Consider the following 17,600-nt stretch of genomic DNA (forward strand, 5'->3'; position numbering starts at 1 on the left):
CTAACAATGGGTGACAGATTAAAAAATAAGGTAGCAATCATTACAGGCGCGGCAAAAGGAATTGGTTTTGCTACGGTGCAACGCTTTGCACAAGAAGGTGCAATCGTGATCATGGCGGATATGAATCTAGAGGCTGCAAAAGGCGCTGCTGCACAAATCCCGAATGCAGAAGCTTATGCCATGAATGTGACCGATCGGGCCAGCATTCAGGCGGCAGTAGATCAAGTGATGCAAAAACATGGTCGTATCGATATCTTGATTAACAACGCTGGTATTACGCAAGATGCCCGCTTGGTGAAGATGACAGAAGCGCAATTTGATGCGGTAATTGATGTCAATCTCAAGGGCGTATTTAATTGCACGCAGTTAATTGTTCCCCATATGTTGGAAACTAAATCAGGGGCGATTGTCAATGCGTCTAGTGTTGTTGGTATTTACGGTAACTTTGGTCAAACGAATTACTCGGCTACTAAATTTGGCGTAATTGGTTTTACCAAGACTTGGGCTCGCGAGCTCGGCCCTAAAGGGGTTCGGGTGAATGCGATTTGTCCTGGATTTATTGCAACTGAGATGGTTAAAGCGATGCCAGAAAATATTTTGCAGGATATCGAGAGGCGCAGTTGGCTTGGGCGCCTTGGTACTCCGGAGGAAATAGCAAATGTGTATTTATTTTTAGCTAGCAATGAGGCCAGCTATATCAATGGAGTTGCTTTAGAGGCTAGTGGCGGAATCTCACTCTAAGCATGAATCTTTTATACGAAGAAGGCGGCGACATTAAGCTTGCCACAGTGCAGGCTTCATCAGGTTCGGGTGATGCCGAGTCTTGGCAAGCCACTAGTCTTTCGGGAAAAAAGATTAAGCTCAAAGCCAAGGAAGTTTGGCTACGCTTTGAAAAGCCTGAAGCTCAGGCCGTCATGGATGAGGCCACTGTTTTATCTAAAGACATCGATTTGCAATTGCTTTGGGATTGCGCTCCAGAAGAAGAGTTTGGTCTCGTCGATGTCTCACAAGAATATTTTGGTGAGCAAGCCACTATTGCTCAGCAAGTCTCCTTGGGGATTGCTTTGCAGGGAGCCCCGGTATTTTTTCGTCGCAAAGGGCGTGGGCGTTTTCAGAGGGCGCCACTGGAGCAATTACAGGCTGGCTTAGCAGCATTGGAGCGCAAGCAAAAAGAGTTGGAGCAGCAGTCTGCTTGGCAGCAAGAATTAGTGGCTGGTACCTTCCCGGCAACACTTCAGTCCTCGGCTTCGCAGTTACTATTTTCACCAGATAAAAATACTGCAGCATACAAAGCCTTGATGGCTGCTTGCACACAGACAAGCGAGTCGCCTGCACAACTCATGATTCGTTGCGGAGCAATTGATTCTCCTCTGGCTTATCACCAAGGCATGTTTCTCAAGGCACATTTTCCTAATGGAGCTGCGCACAGTCAAAATATCGCTATTGACCAAGCCAATTATGCTGCTGCTATCGCAGAGCTTCCTCTTGCGGATGTAAAAGCTTTCTCGATTGATGACGCTGGAACTACAGAGATCGACGATGCCTTATCGGTAACAGAGCTCGTTGACGGGGGTCATCGTATTGGCATCCATATTGCTGCACCTGGTTTGGTGATTGCTAAAGATGATTCCTTGGATCAGGTGGCGCGCAGTCGCATGTCGACGGTCTATTTCCCAGGTGACAAAATTACGATGTTGCCTGACTCTGTCATTGAGCAATTTTCTTTGGATGAAGGCGATTCAAGGCCTGCCTTATCTATCTACATTGATATCGATGCGCAAGGCGTGACAAATAGAGATTCGTTACAAATGCGTGCCGAGATGGTGCCCATGGCTGCCAATTTGCGTCTAGAGGATATTGAGCATCTTGTCAGCGAGGAAAGTTTGGCTGATGAAGCTACTACTTATCCTTATCGCAACGAGCTCTCTATTTTATGGAAGGCTGCCCAGCTTCTGCATGCTGATCGCCAAGAAAAGCGCATTGCTAATGGTCTTCGCGCAGAACAGTTAGGGCTTATTGATCCCAATGCCTTAGCAAGAGATTTTCATTTCCAGATCAAGGATGTTAAAGGAGTAGAGCGCGTAGAGATTGTGCCGCGTCAGCGTGGATCTATTCTCGATACGATTGTTGCCGAATGGATGATTTTCTGTAACAGTGCTTCCGGCCAGCTCTTGGCTGACCATGGTTTACCAGGGTTATTCAGAACCCAGAAGGGTTGGGGCCCGTTGCGCACGCGCATGCAAACTACTCCAGGTCCACATGAAGGCTTAGGTTTAGATTATTACGCGTGGTGCACATCGCCGCTGCGTCGTTATTCTGATTTGGTAAATCAATGGCAGCTGATTGCCCTCGCTAAGCATGGCGTGACCGCAAAGATGGTTGCGCCTTTTCCGCCGCGCGATGCTAGTTTGATGGGTATTGCAGCAGACTTTGAGTCTTGCTATCAAACCTATGGTGAATACCAAGATAGATTAGAAAAGTACTGGTGTCTGCGTTGGGCTAGTCAAGATGGTGAGTCTAAAAATGTACACGTACGTCATTTAAAAGAGGGTATGTCTCGACTGGAGTTGGTTCCATTGCATCTCCCTATTCCAGAGCTGGCAAGCCATCCGCGCATGACTCGCGCTGAGGTGGTGCTGTCAGATATCGATTTATTACAGTTGAGTGCTGCTGTTAGGGTGATAGAGATCGAAGCTAAGGCTGAAGTGCCGCAAGTGAGTGCGCAAGAAGATGGTAGCGCAGACTAAATTGGCAGAATTTGTGATGCCTGAAAAATTAAGTAAAGCAATGCTTTATCTTCAGACTGCTTGGCAGCGCCATCCATTCCGCTTGGCGCTTTGTATATCACTTTTAATTCACATTATTTTTTTATCGGTACGTTGGGGATTTGGAGAGATTGAGAATCGTCGCCTCAATACCCCTCTTAGCGTTGTCTTAGTCAATGCTAGCAACAAAACAGCGCCTAAGGAGGCCAATAAATTAGCGCAAGCGGATTTACAGGGCGGCGGCAAAACGGAAAATCGAGATGCAACTGCATTACATCGTGCTCGTTTGGGTGCAGAGGCTCGGCTTGAGGTCTTGGAGAAACAGCAAAAGCAAATGTTGGCAAAGTTGACTGAAGAGCGACTTCGTTCGGGTGGACGTAAGAGTGGGGATGATCAAAAAATGACTCCCCAACTGAATTCTTTAGAAGCAGAACTCGCTAAACGTTTGCAGGCAGATGGACGAGAACCACGTCGGAAAGTCTTAACGGGTAGCAATACTAAAGCAGTCACTTTTGCGCAATATTATGATGCCATGCGTCAGAAGATCGAGGCTTATGGAAGTACATTTTTTCCGCGTGCCAATGGCCGCCCTTTATACGGTAGCTTGGTGATTGTGGTCAGCGTAGATGCCCAAGGACGAGTTACTACCAATGCTCAAGGTAATGATGGCCTATCAATCGGTCGCAGCTCAGGCAACCCGGAGTTAGACAGACAAGCAATTGCCATCGTGAGAGCTTCCGCTCCCTTTGGGCCATTTCCTACCGAAATGCGTAATCAGATCGATGTATTAGATTGGATTTCTACCTTTGAGTTTGCTCGCGATGGCGGTGATCGTCTGGAGTTGAGACATTAATTTTGAAAAATATTTCATAAATTCGCTTATTCTGTAGTCATCATGAATTCTCCTAACCCAGCTGATCTACATACTGATCCTAGTTTATTTACTGGGGTGGATGTGTATGCTGTTGCCGGCAATCCAATCGCTCATAGTAAGTCACCTGTAATCCACCAAAGCTTTGCAGAACAAGCTAGACAAAAAATGCACTATGGTCGCTTGCAGCCTGATATCAATTCATTTGCGTTGACAGCAAAATCATTTTTTGTAGCTGGTGGTAAAGGTATGAATGTCACTGTACCGTTTAAATTGGATGCACAAGTATTTGCTGATGTATTAAGCTCGCGCGCTCAGTTGGCGGGCGCTGTAAATACCTTGTGGATAAAAGAAGGCAAGGTTTATGGTGATAACACTGATGGTGCTGGTCTAGTGCGTGATTTATTGGCACAAGGTATTGCCATTCATCAATCCAGAATCTTGCTCTTAGGTGCCGGTGGGGCAGCCCGCGGTGTGATTGGGCCATTGCTGGAGCAATCACCAAAGTGTTTAGTGATTGCCAATCGGTCTTATGCAAAAGCGCAAGAGCTGGTGAAGTTATTTGCTGATCTTGCGGTCTCTAGAGAGGTTGCTCTCGAGTCTAGAACCTTGGCTGAACTCGATGATGCTATAAAAACACCATACCCATTTGATTTAGTCATTAATGCCACCGCTGCTGGTTTAAGCAATGAATCTCCTTTAAGTATTCAGGCAGTGACTAATATTTTTGTGCCAAGCTCTTTTGCATACGATATGGTTTACGGAAAATCTACCGCCTTTATGCAGCAAGCTTTGCAAAAAGGCGCAAGGGTTAGCGATGGCCTAGGAATGCTAGTAGAGCAAGCTGCTGATGCATTCTTGTTATGGCGCGGCGAACATTTAGCCACGGCGATTGATCCACGCGCAGTGTTAGCCAAACTTCGTAGTTAATTGACCTATTTAGCTTAATTGTTCGATGCGTTGGCTCACTTATTTAGTCAAATGCCTGCTCTGTGGTTTTGTAGCAATGCAGGCCTACTTTGCGATACAGATCGCCTTATGGCTCGTCATTAATCCTTCAAGTACTGCGTTTCAAAGGGCAGAGCGTTGGCGCTTATGCTCATGGCATTGGTCTTGCCCTGTCTATTCCGAGTGGACACCTTACGATAAGATTTCTAATAATCTCAAACGGGCTGTATTGGTTAGTGAAGATGATATTTTTTTTCAGCACCAAGGCTTTCGCTTTGAAGATATGAAAAAAGCGTGGGAAAAGAATCAGCAAAAAGCGCAGACAGGAAGTAGTTCTAAGACAGCTTTGCGTGGCGGCTCAACTATTACACAGCAGTTGGCTAAAAACCTCTTTCTTTCTTCGGAGCAAAATTATTTTCGCAAAGGACAAGAATTCATCATTGCAGGACTTTTGGAGTTAACTCTCTCAAAGCAGAGGCTGTTTGAGATTTATCTCAACTCCGTGGAGTGGGGTGAGGGTATTTTTGGAATAGGATCTGCTGCCCATTACTATTTTGAAAGAACTCCGGCTACATTAGACCGAGATCAATCTGCAGCACTAGGTTCGGCATTGCCCGCGCCGAAGTGTTTTGACAAACCTCAATATTGTCGTAAGGCGAATATTCACTTTCCAACTCGCCAAGAATTCATCTTAGGAAATATGGATCGCGTTGCTTTGGCCCCTTATCCGATCCCTAAGGGTAGTAAATAAATCAGCCAAATGATTTCTGGGCGCTATGTTTATTTAGCGGCTGCAGACCTCAGCGCATCGCGCGTGCTTTGCGCTACATTTCTTGCGGCTTGAACAAAATCACTGCCAGCGCTTGCATACAAAATCGCTCTTGACGAGTTGATCATCATTCCAGTACCAGGCGCATTTGGAATGCGACCCGCTTTAATGGTTGCATCAATGTCACCGCCTTGAGCGCCAATACCTGGAATCAGTAATGGCATCTCGCCAACAATCGCGCGAACCTTAGCAATTTCTTCAGGAAAGGTGGCGCCGACTACGAGACTAATCTGACCAGAGCTATTCCACTTCTGCGAGGCAAGTTTGGCTACATGCAAATAGAGTGGTTCGTCTAAATTCACATTCAGAAATTGCAAATCTGAGCCGCCAGGGTTGGATGTGCGGCAAAGCACAATGACCCCTTTGCCAGCGTGCTTGAGGTAGGGTTCAATGGTGTCAAAGCCCATGTAGGGGTTCACGGTGACTGCATCTGTCCCATAGCGTTCAAAAGCCTCTAGGGCGTAATGATCCGCTGTACTACCAATATCCCCGCGCTTGGAATCAAGGATCACGGGGATATGGGGATACTTATCCTTCAGGTGCCCAATGAGTTTTTCTAGTTGGGCCTCAGCCCTTTGGGAGGCAAAGTATGCAAACTGGGGTTTAAATGCGCATACTAAATCCGCAGTGGCATCGGCAATTTCTCGGCAGAACTCAAATATCCCCTCAGGTTTGCCTTGGAATGGTGCGGGGAGGCGCTTGGGGTCGGGGTCAAAACCAACACACAGCATGCTGCCTTGGGAAGCCCATGCAGACTGGAGTTGCTGGTTAAAGGTATTTGAGCGAGAGTTCATTGGATTTGGCTTATTTTAGTGAAACTGTCATGTTGTATAGGATAAACTAGCGCACATTCCTTAGGAGTTCACCATGATCAACTTGTTCGTCCTGCAAAATGGCCGCCTCTCTCAAGAGCAAGTCGAAGATCGCAATGAATTGTTGCAATACGCTAATCCTATCTGGATCGACGTCGTTGATCCAGAGGAAGAGGAACTTATTTGGATTAAAGAGGCATTTGGAGTGCTTTTGCCCGAGTTGGATGACTTGGGCGACTTGGAAGCCTCTGCTCGCTATTTTGAGGCCGACGATGGCCATCTCCATATTCGTACTGATTTCTTATTGGATGAAGAAGAAACTTCTCGCAACGTGCGAGTTGCTTTTGTCCTGACCAAGCAAGTATTGTTTTCGATTCATGATGAAGATTTGCCAGTGTTCCGCTTGGTTCGACTGCGTGCTCGCTTGCGACCTGGTTCGGTCAGCAATGCAAAAGATGTATTGCTTGATTTGTATTCCACTGATGCTGAGTACTCTGCTGATGCCTTAGAAGAGGTGTATGAAAACCTCGAACAAGCAGGCAAGCGCGTGCTATCTGACAGCATTAATGATGCTGATGCTGCAGAGGTTTTAGAGACGATTGCGAAAGAAGAGGATACCAATGGACGCATTCGTCGTAATGTGATGGATACCCGCAGAGCCTTATCTTTCCTAATGCGCAGCAAGTTACTATCTGATGAGCAGCAAGAAGAGGCTCGTCAAATTTTGCGCGATATTGATTCTTTAGAAAACCATACTGCATTCTTGTTCGATAAAATTAACTTCTTAATGGATGCAACGGTCGGTTTCATTAACTTGAACCAATCGAAGATTATCAAGATCTTCTCGGTGGTATCGGTTGCCTTAATGCCACCTACCTTATTGGCAAGTGTTTGGGGTATGAACTACAAACATATGCCCGAGTTAGATGCAACTTGGGGTTATCCAATGGCAATTGGCGCGATGATTATTTCAGCTGTTATTCCGCTAGGCTACTTCTACAGCAAAGGCTGGATGAAGTAATTAGTTATTGAGGAGTGCAAGCAAGCCAACTAACGCATACTCAGCGGCTTGTTGCCGAATTGATTGTCTATCACCGCTAAATAGTTTGGTTTGACAAGTGGTGACATGCTCCCCTGTAGCGTTTGGTATGGCCCATCCAAAGCAAACTGTACCCACAGGCTTTTTTGCTGTGCCCCCTGTGGGCCCAGCAATTCCAGTAATTGAAACACCGACGTTGGCACCTGCATTACGCAGTGCCCCCTGTGCCATAGCCCCAGCCACTGGCTCGCTCACAGCCCCATAAGACTCAATCAGCTCTGCAGGAACCCCTAAGCACTCTGTTTTAGCTTGGTTGCTATAGGTGATGTAGCCGCGCTCGAACCACTCGCTAGATCCTGACAATTCTGTCAGAGTGGCACAAACCAGGCCGCCCGTGCAAGATTCAGCGAGTGCCAGTTTCCAGCCTCTAGCAATTAAAAGTAGGGCTAGTGTTTTAGCGTGATCCATCGAGCTCATATTGAAATCATCTTTTGTATCAAGGCAATTGCCAATAATGTGAAGAAGGCTGCAGCAAGGTCATCGACCATAATCCCAAATCCTTGCCATAGTATTTGCAATATAGAGGATTGAGAATCATCACCACCCTCCATCTTTTTAAAGTAACGATCAATCATTCCAATCGGCCCTGGTTTGATGGCATCAAAAAAACGGAAGAGTCCGAAAGAGATTACCTGCATCCAAATATTAGTTGGCATGATAAAAATGAGAACAATCCAAAAGGCAATGATTTCATCCCAAACTATGCCGCCGAAATCTTTTCTACCTAACTCTTCGCTCACCTGACCGCAGACCCAGCACCCTAAGAGAGCTCCACCGCCAATAATCCAAACAAAGTCCTCGGTGGAAAAGAAATACTCGCCCAGCAAGAAGGCTGCCCAAGCCCAGAGGGTACCCGCAGTCCCCGGTGCGACCGGGCTTAGACCGCTACCAAAGCCAAAGGCGATAGTGCGACTTGCGGTTTGCCTCACCCACTTAAAAGTGGGGGTAGCTAGATTGAGATCTTGCGCAGTGTTCATTTTGCAAAGTGGTCAAATGATTTCAGTAGTGCAGCTGATTTGATCTCGTCTAGTAAGTCACCATTTTTATTGAGTAAAAATAGTTTTTCAGTTGTACCCACTTTTTCTGTAATGCTACCAATTCTAGTAATGGGCAAATTGAGTGCTGTGCTGATCTTATCAATAGCATCTCTCTTTTCAATTGGAGCAGTGAAGCAGATTTCATAATCATCTCCACCGCAAGCAGCAAATTGATTTTGAACATCCTCACTTTGTTTTTGCAAAATTTCAGATTTTGGAAGTTGATCTAAAAAGACTTCTGCGCTCACTTGAGATTGTTTGAGAATATGCTGTAGATCTCCAAGCAAGCCATCCGATATATCTAAGGCGGCGCTTGCAACCTCTCGTATTTTCATGCCCAGATCTACACGCGGAGTTGGGTTATGCATACGATGTTCTATTTGCTTTAAGTCATTCTCAGGAAGATTCATTTCATGACGCAGTGCAGCAAGAGCAAGTCTTGCATCACCAACTGCTCCAGAAACCCAGATATCGTCACCCTTTTTTGCGCCAGATCTGTGTATGGATTTTCCGGATGGGGTACTGCCGAATGCCGTAATGGAAATCGTCAGGGGGCCAGCCGTGGTGTCGCCGCCGATGAGTGGGCAAGAATACTGATTTGCAACCGCAAACAGACCTTTGGAAAAAGCTTCAAGCCAGGCTTTATCTACTGTAGGTAAGGCGATTGCCAAAGTGAATCCTATGGGCTTTGCCCCCATCGCTGCCAGGTCTGAAAGGTTGACTGCTAGGGCTTTGCGGCCTAGAAGCTCAGGATTAGCACCCATAAAAAAATGCCTGCCTTCGACCAGCATATCGCTCGTAATCGCAATTTCTTCTCCTGCAGCTGGATTGAGAAGGGCGCAATCGTCACCAATGCCTAATGCAATTGTTTTTTCATCATTGGGGCGCATTGCATCTGCACCCGCTTTAAAAAAACGCTGGATGAGGTCAAATTCACCAAGAGGGCTAGATTCAGAATGCATGTCTCATTTTATGGCTCTTGGGGGGCGGGTGCTCGAGAGGAATAGAATTAGATCCTTGAATACGCCATACCAAAGAGCACGCTGATGAGTAAAGAAAACAATAAAGAGCAGCAAATTGCAGCCCTAAGAGAGGCTGCCCTCCAATATCACGAGTTTCCAACTCCAGGCAAGATTGAGATTGCTCCAACCAAGCAGCTGACGAATCAACGGGATTTAGCGCTTGCTTATACGCCCGGTGTTGCCTTTCCTTGCGAAGAGATTGTTAAAGATCCTGCAAATGCATTCAAATACACCGCCCGCGGAAATTTAGTTGGCGTGATTACCAATGGCACCGCTGTTCTCGGTTTGGGAAATATTGGGCCGTTGGCAAGTAAGCCTGTAATGGAAGGCAAAGCTGTCCTTTTTAAAAAGTTTGCAGGCATTGATGTTTTCGATATTGAAGTGAATGAAAACGATCCCGATAAATTAGTGGAGATCATTGCTGCACTAGAGCCAACATTTGGGGGTATTAATTTAGAGGACATCAAAGCACCTGATTGTTTTATAGTCGAACGCAAGTTACAAGCCCGCATGAAAATTCCGGTCTTCCATGATGATCAGCATGGCACTGCGATTGTGGTTGCGGCAGCCATCATCAATGGTCTCAAGGTAGTTGGCAAAGATGCAGGCAATGTGAAGTTGGTTACTTCTGGCGCTGGCGCTGCTGCATTGGCTTGCTTGGATTTATTAGTCGATCTTGGTATCCCCCGTAAAAATATTTGGGTAACCGATTTAGCTGGTGTTGCCTATAAAGGCCGCAAAGAATTGATGGATCCGGAGAAGGAGCCGTTTTGCCAAGAGACGCAACTACGAACATTGGATCAGGTAATCGAAGACGCTGATATTTTCTTGGGCCTATCTGCTGGCGGCGTATTAAAGCAAGAGATGGTAAAGAAGATGGCCCCTAAGCCATTGGTTTTCGCCTTAGCAAATCCAACCCCAGAAATTCTGCCTGAAGAGGTGAAGGCAGTGCGGCCAGATGCAGTGATGGCCACCGGCCGCACTGATTATCCTAATCAAGTAAACAACGTTTTGTGCTTCCCATTTATTTTCCGTGGCGCTTTAGATGTAGGCGCTACCACGATTACACGTGGTATGGAAGTGGCTGCAGTAAAAGCGGTTGCTGAGTTGGCACAAGCAGAACAGAGCGAAGTAGTTACCTCGGTATATGGCATTGATAATTTGTCATTTGGCCCAGAGTACTTAATTCCAAAACCATTTGATCCACGTTTGATTACGGTCATTGCTCCTGCCGTTGCAAAGGCCGCTATGGAGGATGGTGTGGCAACCCGCCCCATAAAAGATTTCGAGGCTTATCGCAATCAGTTGCAGCAGTTTGTCTACCACTCTGGTACCTTGATGAAACCGCTCTTCAATATTGCGAAGCAGACACCAGCAAATCAAAAACGTATTGTGTTTGCCGAGGGCGAAGATGAGCGTGTATTACGTGCTGTTCAAATCATTATTGATGAAGCCCTTGCTACCCCAATTTTGATTGGTCGCCCAGCCGTGATCGAACACCGCATTGAAAAATTTGGCTTGCGCATGAAGTCCGGCAATGACTTCGAGATCGTTAACCCTGAAAACGACGCTCGTTTTCGTGAATTCTGGCAAACCTATTTAGGCCTGACAGAGCGTAAGGGTGTTACAGAGTCTTTTGCAAAACTTGAGATGCGTCGTCGCAATAGTTTGATTGGCTCAGTCATGATCAGTAAGGGTATTGCGGATGGCATGATTTGTGGAACGATTGGCAATTCTGCTACGCATCTGAAATATATTGATGAGGTTGTGGGTCGTGAGCCAGGTGCAAATGTATATGGTGCGATGTCGGGATTGATTCTTCCAGGTCGCCAAGTATTCTTGGTGGACACGCATCTTAATATTGATCCAACAGCGCAAGAGTTGGCCGAGTTGACTTTGATGGCCGCTAGTGAAATGCGTAAACTTGGATTGATTCCAAAAGTCGCGCTTCTTTCGCACTCTAACTTTGGATCTAGTAATGCACCTTCCGCCATCAAAATGCGTGAAGTATTGGCATTAATTCAAACAGCAGCACCTGATTTAGAGATAGATGGTGAAATGCACGGCGATACTGCCTTGGATGAAACAATTCGGGCGGGCGCGGTAACCTCATCCCCATTGAAGGGCAGCGCAAATCTCTTGGTTCTCCCAAATATTGATGCCGCTAACATTTCTTATAATTTATTAAAAACAGCAGCAGGCAACGGCATTGCTATTGGACCTTTGTTATTGGGCGTAGCTAAGCCAATCCATATTTTGACCCCAGCAGCTACTGTTCGCAGGATCGTTAATGTGACGACCTTGGCAGTAGTAGAGGCCGCTAGTAACGCTAGAGGGATTGCCTGAGTCATTTAAATATATGTAAGTCAGTAATAACTTACATATATTTATCCTTTATAAATCAATGGCTTGTATAAAATGCCCTGTATTTGGGCTTGATTTGATGGCGTGTTACGGGTAATCTAACACCCATCATGAATAATCGCACTGACAACACCGATTTAGCCAGCTTTGAAGAACACAGCCGGGCTGAAAGTTGGGACAGTAATGATCGACTAGAGACTGAATCATCTGCTGCCAATGTATACGCCCAGGGTGGTTTATCTCGTTTACAAACCTATGCAGCAAATCAAGTTTCAGGGAAAAAAGTGACAGCTTCTTGGCGTGCCGCCTTGGCCGTTCGCGATGCCGGACCGCCGGCAATGTTGCGCAGCGTGCGCACTAATATCGTGCAATCAATTCGTGCTTTCCGTACTCCAGATTTACAGGAGGCGGCTACTGAACTTGGTCAACATTTCATTTATGCAAACTGCGCAAATGCAATGACCAAGGGTGAGGTGTTGGAAGCAATTGCAATTGCTTACTCATTTACAAAACAACAGGCCAAAAATTTTGATCCTTTATTAGATGCATTGACGACAACAATTGATAAGACTGGTTCACAGCCTGGATTTGTTGTGGTGCTTGAAGGTTTGCCTTGTACTCAGAAATTCGATAAAGAAGCCCGCGAAACTTTGTTAGATGTTTTCCGTGATGCTGTAGATTTCTGGGCCGACCGTCGCACGCCTTATAGAGTCTTCTACTCCTTCGCTTGATCGCCAAAGTAGCGTAAGCCCCTGGAATCGCCTCTATTTGAGGCGATTTTGCATTTCAGGATTCCAAATGCTGTGAACAGTTGTAATGGCAACTGTTCCGGCAGTTTCGGTGCGCAATACGCGTTCTCCAAGAGAAACGATTTGATAGCCTGCTGCCTCTGCTTGAGCCTCCTCTTCTGGCGAGTGACCACCTTCTGACCCAATCATGAGAACAATATCTTGAGGGGCACTTTCTATGAGAGCTGAATACATGCTTTTAGTAGCATCCGGACTTAAGAGTAGTTTTAATGCTGGCTTTGGGTTTTTCTTCAGATACGCTTCAAAAGTTTGAATGGGTTCTAGGGTGGTAAATACCGTACGATCACATTGTTCACAAGCTGCTTGAATGATTCCTTCCCAATGCGCATGGCGCTTTTGGGCGCGATCCTGATCGCTAGAGCGTGTAAGTTTGAGGATTGAGCGTTCGCACTGCATGGGTGCAATGATTTGAGCTCCAGTTTCAACAGCCTTCTCCACGATCCAGTCCATTTTGTCGCCTCCAGCTAAGCCTTGGGCCAAAGTAATGGCATAAGGGGTCTCGCGGTGAGTATCGGTACGGATATCTTTGAGCTGAACTTGACCCGTTTTCCCGCTCAAAGATAGGAGTTCAGCTTGGGCTACATGCCCCTTTCCATCAAATATGGGAAAGGATTCCCCGGTCTGGATGCGTCGAACACGCAAGTGATGGGCGACCTGCGCAGTGAGGGTAGTTGGCTTTTGGGATTCCCATGGCCCGGGAAGATAAAATTGAGGCATTACTGAAATATAGCCAATTTATTTTCCTCGAGACCAATTTTACGATGTCAAACCTTCAAATCCGCATGGCCAACGCAATTCGTGCTTTATCCATGGATGCCGTTCAACAAGCAAATTCAGGCCATCCTGGCATGCCAATGGGTATGGCAGATATCGCTGTTGGACTTTGGAACGAACATTTAAAACATAATCCAACCGATCCTCATTGGATTGACCGTGATCGTTTTGTTTTATCTAATGGCCATGGTTCAATGTTGTTGTATTCACTCTTGCACCTCTCTGGCTATGACTTGCCAATTACAGAGCTTAAGAACTTCCGCCAACTGCATAGTAAAACTCCAGGACATCCTGAGTATGGAATAACGCCTGGTGTTGAAACGACTACTGGTCCGCTTGGTCAGGGAATTTCCAATGCAGTAGGCATGGCCCTTGCTGAAAAATTATTAGCAGAAGAATTTAATCGCCCCGGTCTGAGCATCATTGACCATTACACCTATGTTTTTTTTGGCGATGGTTGTTTGATGGAAGGTATTAGCCATGAAGTCTGTTCCTTGGCTGGCACATTAAAACTGAACAAGTTGATTGCGCTCTGGGATGACAACGGCATCTCGATTGACGGCAAAGTAGTTTCTTGGTTTAACGAAGATACGCCAAAGCGCTTTGAGGCATATCACTGGAATGTGATCCGCAATGTTGACGGCCATGATGCAGAGGCTGTATCAGATGCGATTGCAAAGGCTAAAAAGAGTGATAAGCCTACACTGATTTGCTGCAAGACTGCGATCGGCAAGGGCTCACCCAATATGGCTGGCAGCGATAAAGTGCATGGTTCACCACTAGGCGTTGCTGAGATTGCCCAAACCCGTGTTGCTTTGAACTGGCCTTATGCACCTTTTGAAGTCCCAAAAGATATTTATGATGCTTGGGATTTTAAAAAGCGTGGACAAACTGCGGAGCATGAGTGGAATAAAGAATTTCAGAAATATAAAACCAAATTTCCAGAGCTTGCTTCTGAATTGCAGCGTCGCATGCAAGGTGACTTGTCAAAAGACTTTTCAAGCACACTGAGTGCGTATTTAAAAACTTGCCAGTCCAAAGCAGAAACTATTGCTACTCGTAAGGCTAGCCAAAATGCGATTGAGGCTTTGGCACCTGCTTTGCCAGAATTTATGGGCGGCTCTGCCGATCTCACTGGTTCAAATTTAACTAACTGGTCTTCATGCAAGCCAGTGCGTGGCGATCAATGGGGAAATCATATTAATTATGGTGTGCGCGAATTTGGTATGAGCGCCATCATGAATGGTATTGCCCTACACGGCTGCTACATTCCGTTTGGCGGTACCTTCTTAACTTTCTCAGACTACAGTCGTAATGCAATTCGCATGGCTGCTTTGATGAAGTTGCGCAGTATTTTTGTTTTCACCCATGACTCTATTGGCCTTGGTGAAGATGGTCCAACCCACCAATCTGTGGAGCACGTGGCCAGCTTGCGCCTGATCCCGAACCTGATGGTTTGGCGTCCCTGTGACACTACTGAGAGCGCTGTGGCTTGGGGTTCTGCCATTGAGCGTAAGAATGGCCCTAGCGCCCTGATCTTTAGTCGCCAGAACTGCCCATTTGTTTCTCGCAATGCTCAGCAAATTAAAGACATTGCACGCGGCGGCTATGTATTGCGTGACCCGCAATCTGGAAAGATCAATGCAGTCATCATCGCTACTGGCTCTGAAATAGCCCTCGCTTTACAAACGGCAGAACGTTTAGAAAAAGAGAGCGCAGGAAAAATTGGTATTCGAGTAGTTTCAATGCCATCGACTACGGTATTTGATCAGCAAGATGCTGCCTATAAAGCGAAGGTATTACCAGCCAAGATTCCACGTATTGCGATTGAAGCGGGTGTGAGTGATTTCTGGTGGAAGTATGGTTGTGCAGCGGTGCATGGCGTAGATACCTTTGGTGAATCTGCACCTGCAGGTCAGCTATACGAATATTTTGGTTTAACGGTTGATCAAATTTCGAAGACTGTTTGGCAATGTATCGCACAGAAATAATCATTCAGAATTTAAAATTAGCAAGGGGTAATAAATGACAATTCGTGTCGCAATTAATGGTTACGGACGTATCGGGCGTATGGTATTGCGAGCCCTTTATGAAGATCAGGTCAATGGTAAGCCACGGCGTGACATCAAGATTGTTGCGATTAATGCGATGGGCGACATCGCTATCAATGCCCATCTTACCCAGTATGACTCAGCTCACGGTCGGTTCCCTGCGGACGTTTCAGTAGATGGCGATTACATGGTCGTTAATGGTGATCGCATCAAAATGTTCTGTACCCGTAATCCTGCAGAAACTCCATGGGGTGAATTGGGCGTCGATTTAGTTTTAGAGTGCACTGGCAAATTTACTTCTAAAGAAAAAGCCATGATTCATGTCGAGCAGGGCGCAAAGAAAGTATTGATTTCTGCTCCTGGTGAAAAAGATGTAGATGCAACGATTGTGTATGGTGTAAACCAAAATGTCTTAAAGCCAACGGATTTGGTGGTATCCAATGCAAGTTGTACAACTAACTGTTTAGCCCCCTTAGTAAAACCATTGCTCGAAAAAATTGGGATTGAGTCTGGTTTAATGACGACTATTCATGCGTTTACAAATGATCAAGTATTAACGGATGTTTATCACAAGGATATGCGTCGTGCGCGTTCTGCTGTGACCAGCATGATTCCAACGAAGACTGGTGCAGCAAAAGCAGTTGGTTTGGTATTGCCAGCACTAGCGGGCCGCTTTGATGGTTTTGCGATGCGGGTGCCGGTGATTAATGTTTCCGTAGTTGACTTAACGTTTGCGGCAAGCCGCGCTACTAGTGTGGATGAAGTCAATTCCATTCTGAAGGCTGCGAGCGAGGGTGAGCTCAAAGGAATCCTGGGCTTTAATACTTTGCCTCTGGTTTCAATTGACTTTAACCATGACCCACGCCCAAGTATTTACGACGCATCCCAGACGCGCGTTTCTGCCGATGGAAAGTTAGTGAAAGTTTTGGCTTGGTATGACAACGAGTGGGGTTATTCGGTGCAAATGCTCAATGCAGCTGAGGCATTAATGGCCGTAAGGTAACTTAAAGTGCTTAAAACTCGTTAAAAGTAGCTAAAAATTAGAAAAGACCTCAATTTGAGGTCTTTTTTCATGACTATGCTGCTGAAAAGCGCTTATTTTTGCTTATTTTGACAGTTTTTCTTTTGACAATGACCATACATTGCTAAGGAGTGTTCCTGGAGCTTAAATCCCAGATTTTTAGCAATATCACGCTGCCTTTTCTCAATTGCCTCATCTACAAACTCCTCTACATGGCCGCAATCAAGGCAAACCAGGTGATCGTGGTGCTGACCCTCATTAAGTTCATAAATCGCTCTACTATCGCCTTTACTAGACTCAAAATGGCTGCGTAGAAGAAGCCCCGCCTGTTCAAATTGGGTAAGGACACGATAGACCGTAGCGAGACCAATTTCTTGGTCCTCTTTAGCCAGAGCCATAAAAACATCCTCAGCGCTAAAGTGGGTGCCGCCATTCTGATGAAAAAAATCCAGAATTTTCATACGTGGACCGGTAGCCTTTAGGCCAATGTCGCGCAAATCTGCTGGAGTAGGGTTTTGGTTCGTATTCATGGCTTTGGGAGCTAAAATCAATGTCTTAATGATACGGCCAGCCATGCAAAATTGCCTTGAACTTTTTAGTCGTTTTTTGAACCCTGTTTTTAAGGGGTTTTATGCATCCGTACGCCTCGTGTTCGCCGCTTTTGCTATGGCCGCTTTATTAGGGCTATCTGGTTGCACTTCCGCAGTTGATAACACTCAGCGCGCCTGGATGAATAAAGTGTTTAGACCTTATGTTCCGGACATTGTGCAGGGCAACTTTATTTCTAGCGAACAATACGCGAAGTTGCAATTAGGTATGACTCGCGAACAGGTGCGTCAAATTTTAGGCACACCTTTGCTTGCAAGCTATTTTCATGCCAATCGCTGGGACTATGTTTTTGAATTTAAACGTTCCGGACAGCGCGTTGCCAAAGAACGTCATGTCACTGTATTTTTTGATGGCGACAAAGTAGTGAAGTTTGAAGGTGATGCACTGCCAACAGAAATCGAGTTAGTTGCTGAGATCGATAACTACGCCAAAACAAAGCGCTCTTTTTGGGATGTGATGACGGGATCTAATAAGCCGCCAGTAACGCCGCCATTACAGCGGCCAGAGTTGTTGGTGGCAAGTCCAACAGATAACTTGCCTAAGGGGGTTGCTATACCTCCTGCTCCTGCCGCGAATCAAGGTTCCTTCT

17 protein-coding genes are annotated in these 17,600 nt (G+C 46.1%); 11 read left to right on the forward strand and 6 right to left on the reverse strand.

What is annotated here, in order from left to right; all coding sequences use genetic code 11:
* The first annotated feature begins 6 nt into the window (after window positions 1–6).
* The 5 genes from fabG to mtgA are packed head-to-tail and all read left to right on the forward strand — an operon-like array spanning window position 7 to window position 5,335.
* Window positions 7–741 (forward strand): 3-oxoacyl-ACP reductase FabG, encoded by a 735-nt coding sequence (fabG, locus tag ICN31_RS10195; protein WP_216261146.1) that lies wholly within the window; start codon window positions 7–9, stop codon window positions 739–741.
* A gap of 2 nt (window positions 742–743) precedes the next feature.
* Window positions 744–2,747, forward strand: coding sequence for a ribonuclease catalytic domain-containing protein (locus tag ICN31_RS10200; protein WP_216261147.1), 2,004 nt, complete (start codon window positions 744–746; stop codon window positions 2,745–2,747).
* Window positions 2,719–3,618 (forward strand): energy transducer TonB, encoded by a 900-nt coding sequence (locus tag ICN31_RS10205; RefSeq protein ID WP_370624336.1) that lies wholly within the window; start codon window positions 2,719–2,721, stop codon window positions 3,616–3,618. The genes ICN31_RS10200 and ICN31_RS10205 overlap by 29 nt, the downstream gene beginning before the upstream one ends.
* 42 nt (window positions 3,619–3,660) lie before the next feature.
* Window positions 3,661–4,566: a shikimate dehydrogenase gene (aroE, locus tag ICN31_RS10210; RefSeq protein WP_216261148.1), complete on the forward strand. Its 906-nt coding sequence runs from the start codon at window positions 3,661–3,663 to the stop codon at window positions 4,564–4,566.
* 25 nt (window positions 4,567–4,591) lie between these two features.
* Window positions 4,592–5,335 (forward strand): monofunctional biosynthetic peptidoglycan transglycosylase, encoded by a 744-nt coding sequence (gene mtgA / locus ICN31_RS10215; protein ID WP_216261149.1) that lies wholly within the window; start codon window positions 4,592–4,594, stop codon window positions 5,333–5,335.
* Window positions 5,336–5,364: 29 nt separating this feature from the next.
* Here mtgA and pyrF read toward each other — a convergent pair whose 3' ends face one another.
* Entirely contained in the window at window positions 5,365–6,207 is an 843-nt protein-coding gene (pyrF, locus tag ICN31_RS10220; protein ID WP_216261150.1) for an orotidine-5'-phosphate decarboxylase, read from the reverse strand.
* Window positions 6,208–6,280: 73 nt separating this feature from the next.
* Here pyrF and corA point away from each other — a divergent pair, with 73 nt between their 5' ends.
* Entirely contained in the window at window positions 6,281–7,246 is a 966-nt protein-coding gene (gene corA / locus ICN31_RS10225; RefSeq protein ID WP_216261151.1) for a magnesium/cobalt transporter CorA, read from the forward strand.
* Here corA and ICN31_RS10230 read toward each other — a convergent pair whose 3' ends face one another.
* Genes ICN31_RS10230 through thiL form a run of 3 tightly spaced genes read right to left on the reverse strand, consistent with a single transcriptional unit; the run spans window position 7,247 to window position 9,323 of the window.
* Complete coding sequence (locus tag ICN31_RS10230; protein ID WP_216261152.1) at window positions 7,247–7,741, reverse strand: CinA family protein; 495 nt, start codon at window positions 7,739–7,741, stop codon at window positions 7,247–7,249.
* A complete protein-coding gene (locus tag ICN31_RS10235; protein WP_216261153.1) occupies window positions 7,738–8,301 on the reverse strand; it encodes a phosphatidylglycerophosphatase A in 564 nt (187 codons plus the stop codon). The genes ICN31_RS10230 and ICN31_RS10235 overlap by 4 nt, the downstream gene beginning before the upstream one ends.
* Entirely contained in the window at window positions 8,298–9,323 is a 1,026-nt protein-coding gene (thiL, locus tag ICN31_RS10240) for a thiamine-phosphate kinase (RefSeq protein ID WP_216261155.1), read from the reverse strand. The genes ICN31_RS10235 and thiL overlap by 4 nt, the downstream gene beginning before the upstream one ends.
* Window positions 9,324–9,407: 84 nt before the next feature.
* Here thiL and ICN31_RS10245 point away from each other — a divergent pair, with 84 nt between their 5' ends.
* On the forward strand, window positions 9,408–11,729 hold the full coding sequence (locus tag ICN31_RS10245; protein ID WP_216261157.1) for an NADP-dependent malic enzyme: 2,322 nt from the start codon (window positions 9,408–9,410) through the stop codon (window positions 11,727–11,729).
* Window positions 11,730–11,857: 128 nt separating this feature from the next.
* A complete protein-coding gene (locus tag ICN31_RS10250; RefSeq protein WP_216261159.1) occupies window positions 11,858–12,478 on the forward strand; it encodes a barstar family protein in 621 nt (206 codons plus the stop codon).
* A gap of 33 nt (window positions 12,479–12,511) precedes the next feature.
* Here the strand turns inward: ICN31_RS10250 and ICN31_RS10255 are convergent, their stop codons facing one another.
* On the reverse strand, window positions 12,512–13,273 hold the full coding sequence (locus ICN31_RS10255; protein ID WP_216261161.1) for a 16S rRNA (uracil(1498)-N(3))-methyltransferase: 762 nt from the start codon (window positions 13,271–13,273) through the stop codon (window positions 12,512–12,514).
* 44 nt (window positions 13,274–13,317) lie between these two features.
* Here ICN31_RS10255 and tkt point away from each other — a divergent pair, with 44 nt between their 5' ends.
* Together tkt and gap are read left to right on the forward strand one after the other, a co-directional pair.
* Window positions 13,318–15,321 (forward strand): transketolase, encoded by a 2,004-nt coding sequence (gene tkt, locus ICN31_RS10260; protein ID WP_216261163.1) that lies wholly within the window; start codon window positions 13,318–13,320, stop codon window positions 15,319–15,321.
* 34 nt (window positions 15,322–15,355) lie between these two features.
* Complete coding sequence (gene gap / locus ICN31_RS10265) at window positions 15,356–16,384, forward strand: type I glyceraldehyde-3-phosphate dehydrogenase (protein WP_216261165.1); 1,029 nt, start codon at window positions 15,356–15,358, stop codon at window positions 16,382–16,384.
* Window positions 16,385–16,476: 92 nt separating this feature from the next.
* On the opposite strand, the gene fur is transcribed toward gap, so the two are convergent.
* Window positions 16,477–16,932 carry a ferric iron uptake transcriptional regulator gene (gene fur, locus ICN31_RS10270; protein WP_216261188.1) on the reverse strand — a complete coding sequence of 152 codons (456 nt, stop codon included), beginning with the start codon at window positions 16,930–16,932 and terminating at the stop codon, window positions 16,477–16,479.
* A 28-nt stretch (window positions 16,933–16,960) separates the two neighbouring features.
* Between fur and ICN31_RS10275 the strand changes: the two genes are divergently transcribed.
* The coding region (locus ICN31_RS10275) for an outer membrane protein assembly factor BamE (RefSeq protein WP_255531004.1) at window positions 16,961–17,600 on the forward strand (640 nt) is incomplete at its 3' end.

This window comes from Polynucleobacter sp. UB-Piko-W3, assembly GCF_018881635.1.
Classification (GTDB): Bacteria; Pseudomonadota; Gammaproteobacteria; order Burkholderiales; family Burkholderiaceae; genus Polynucleobacter.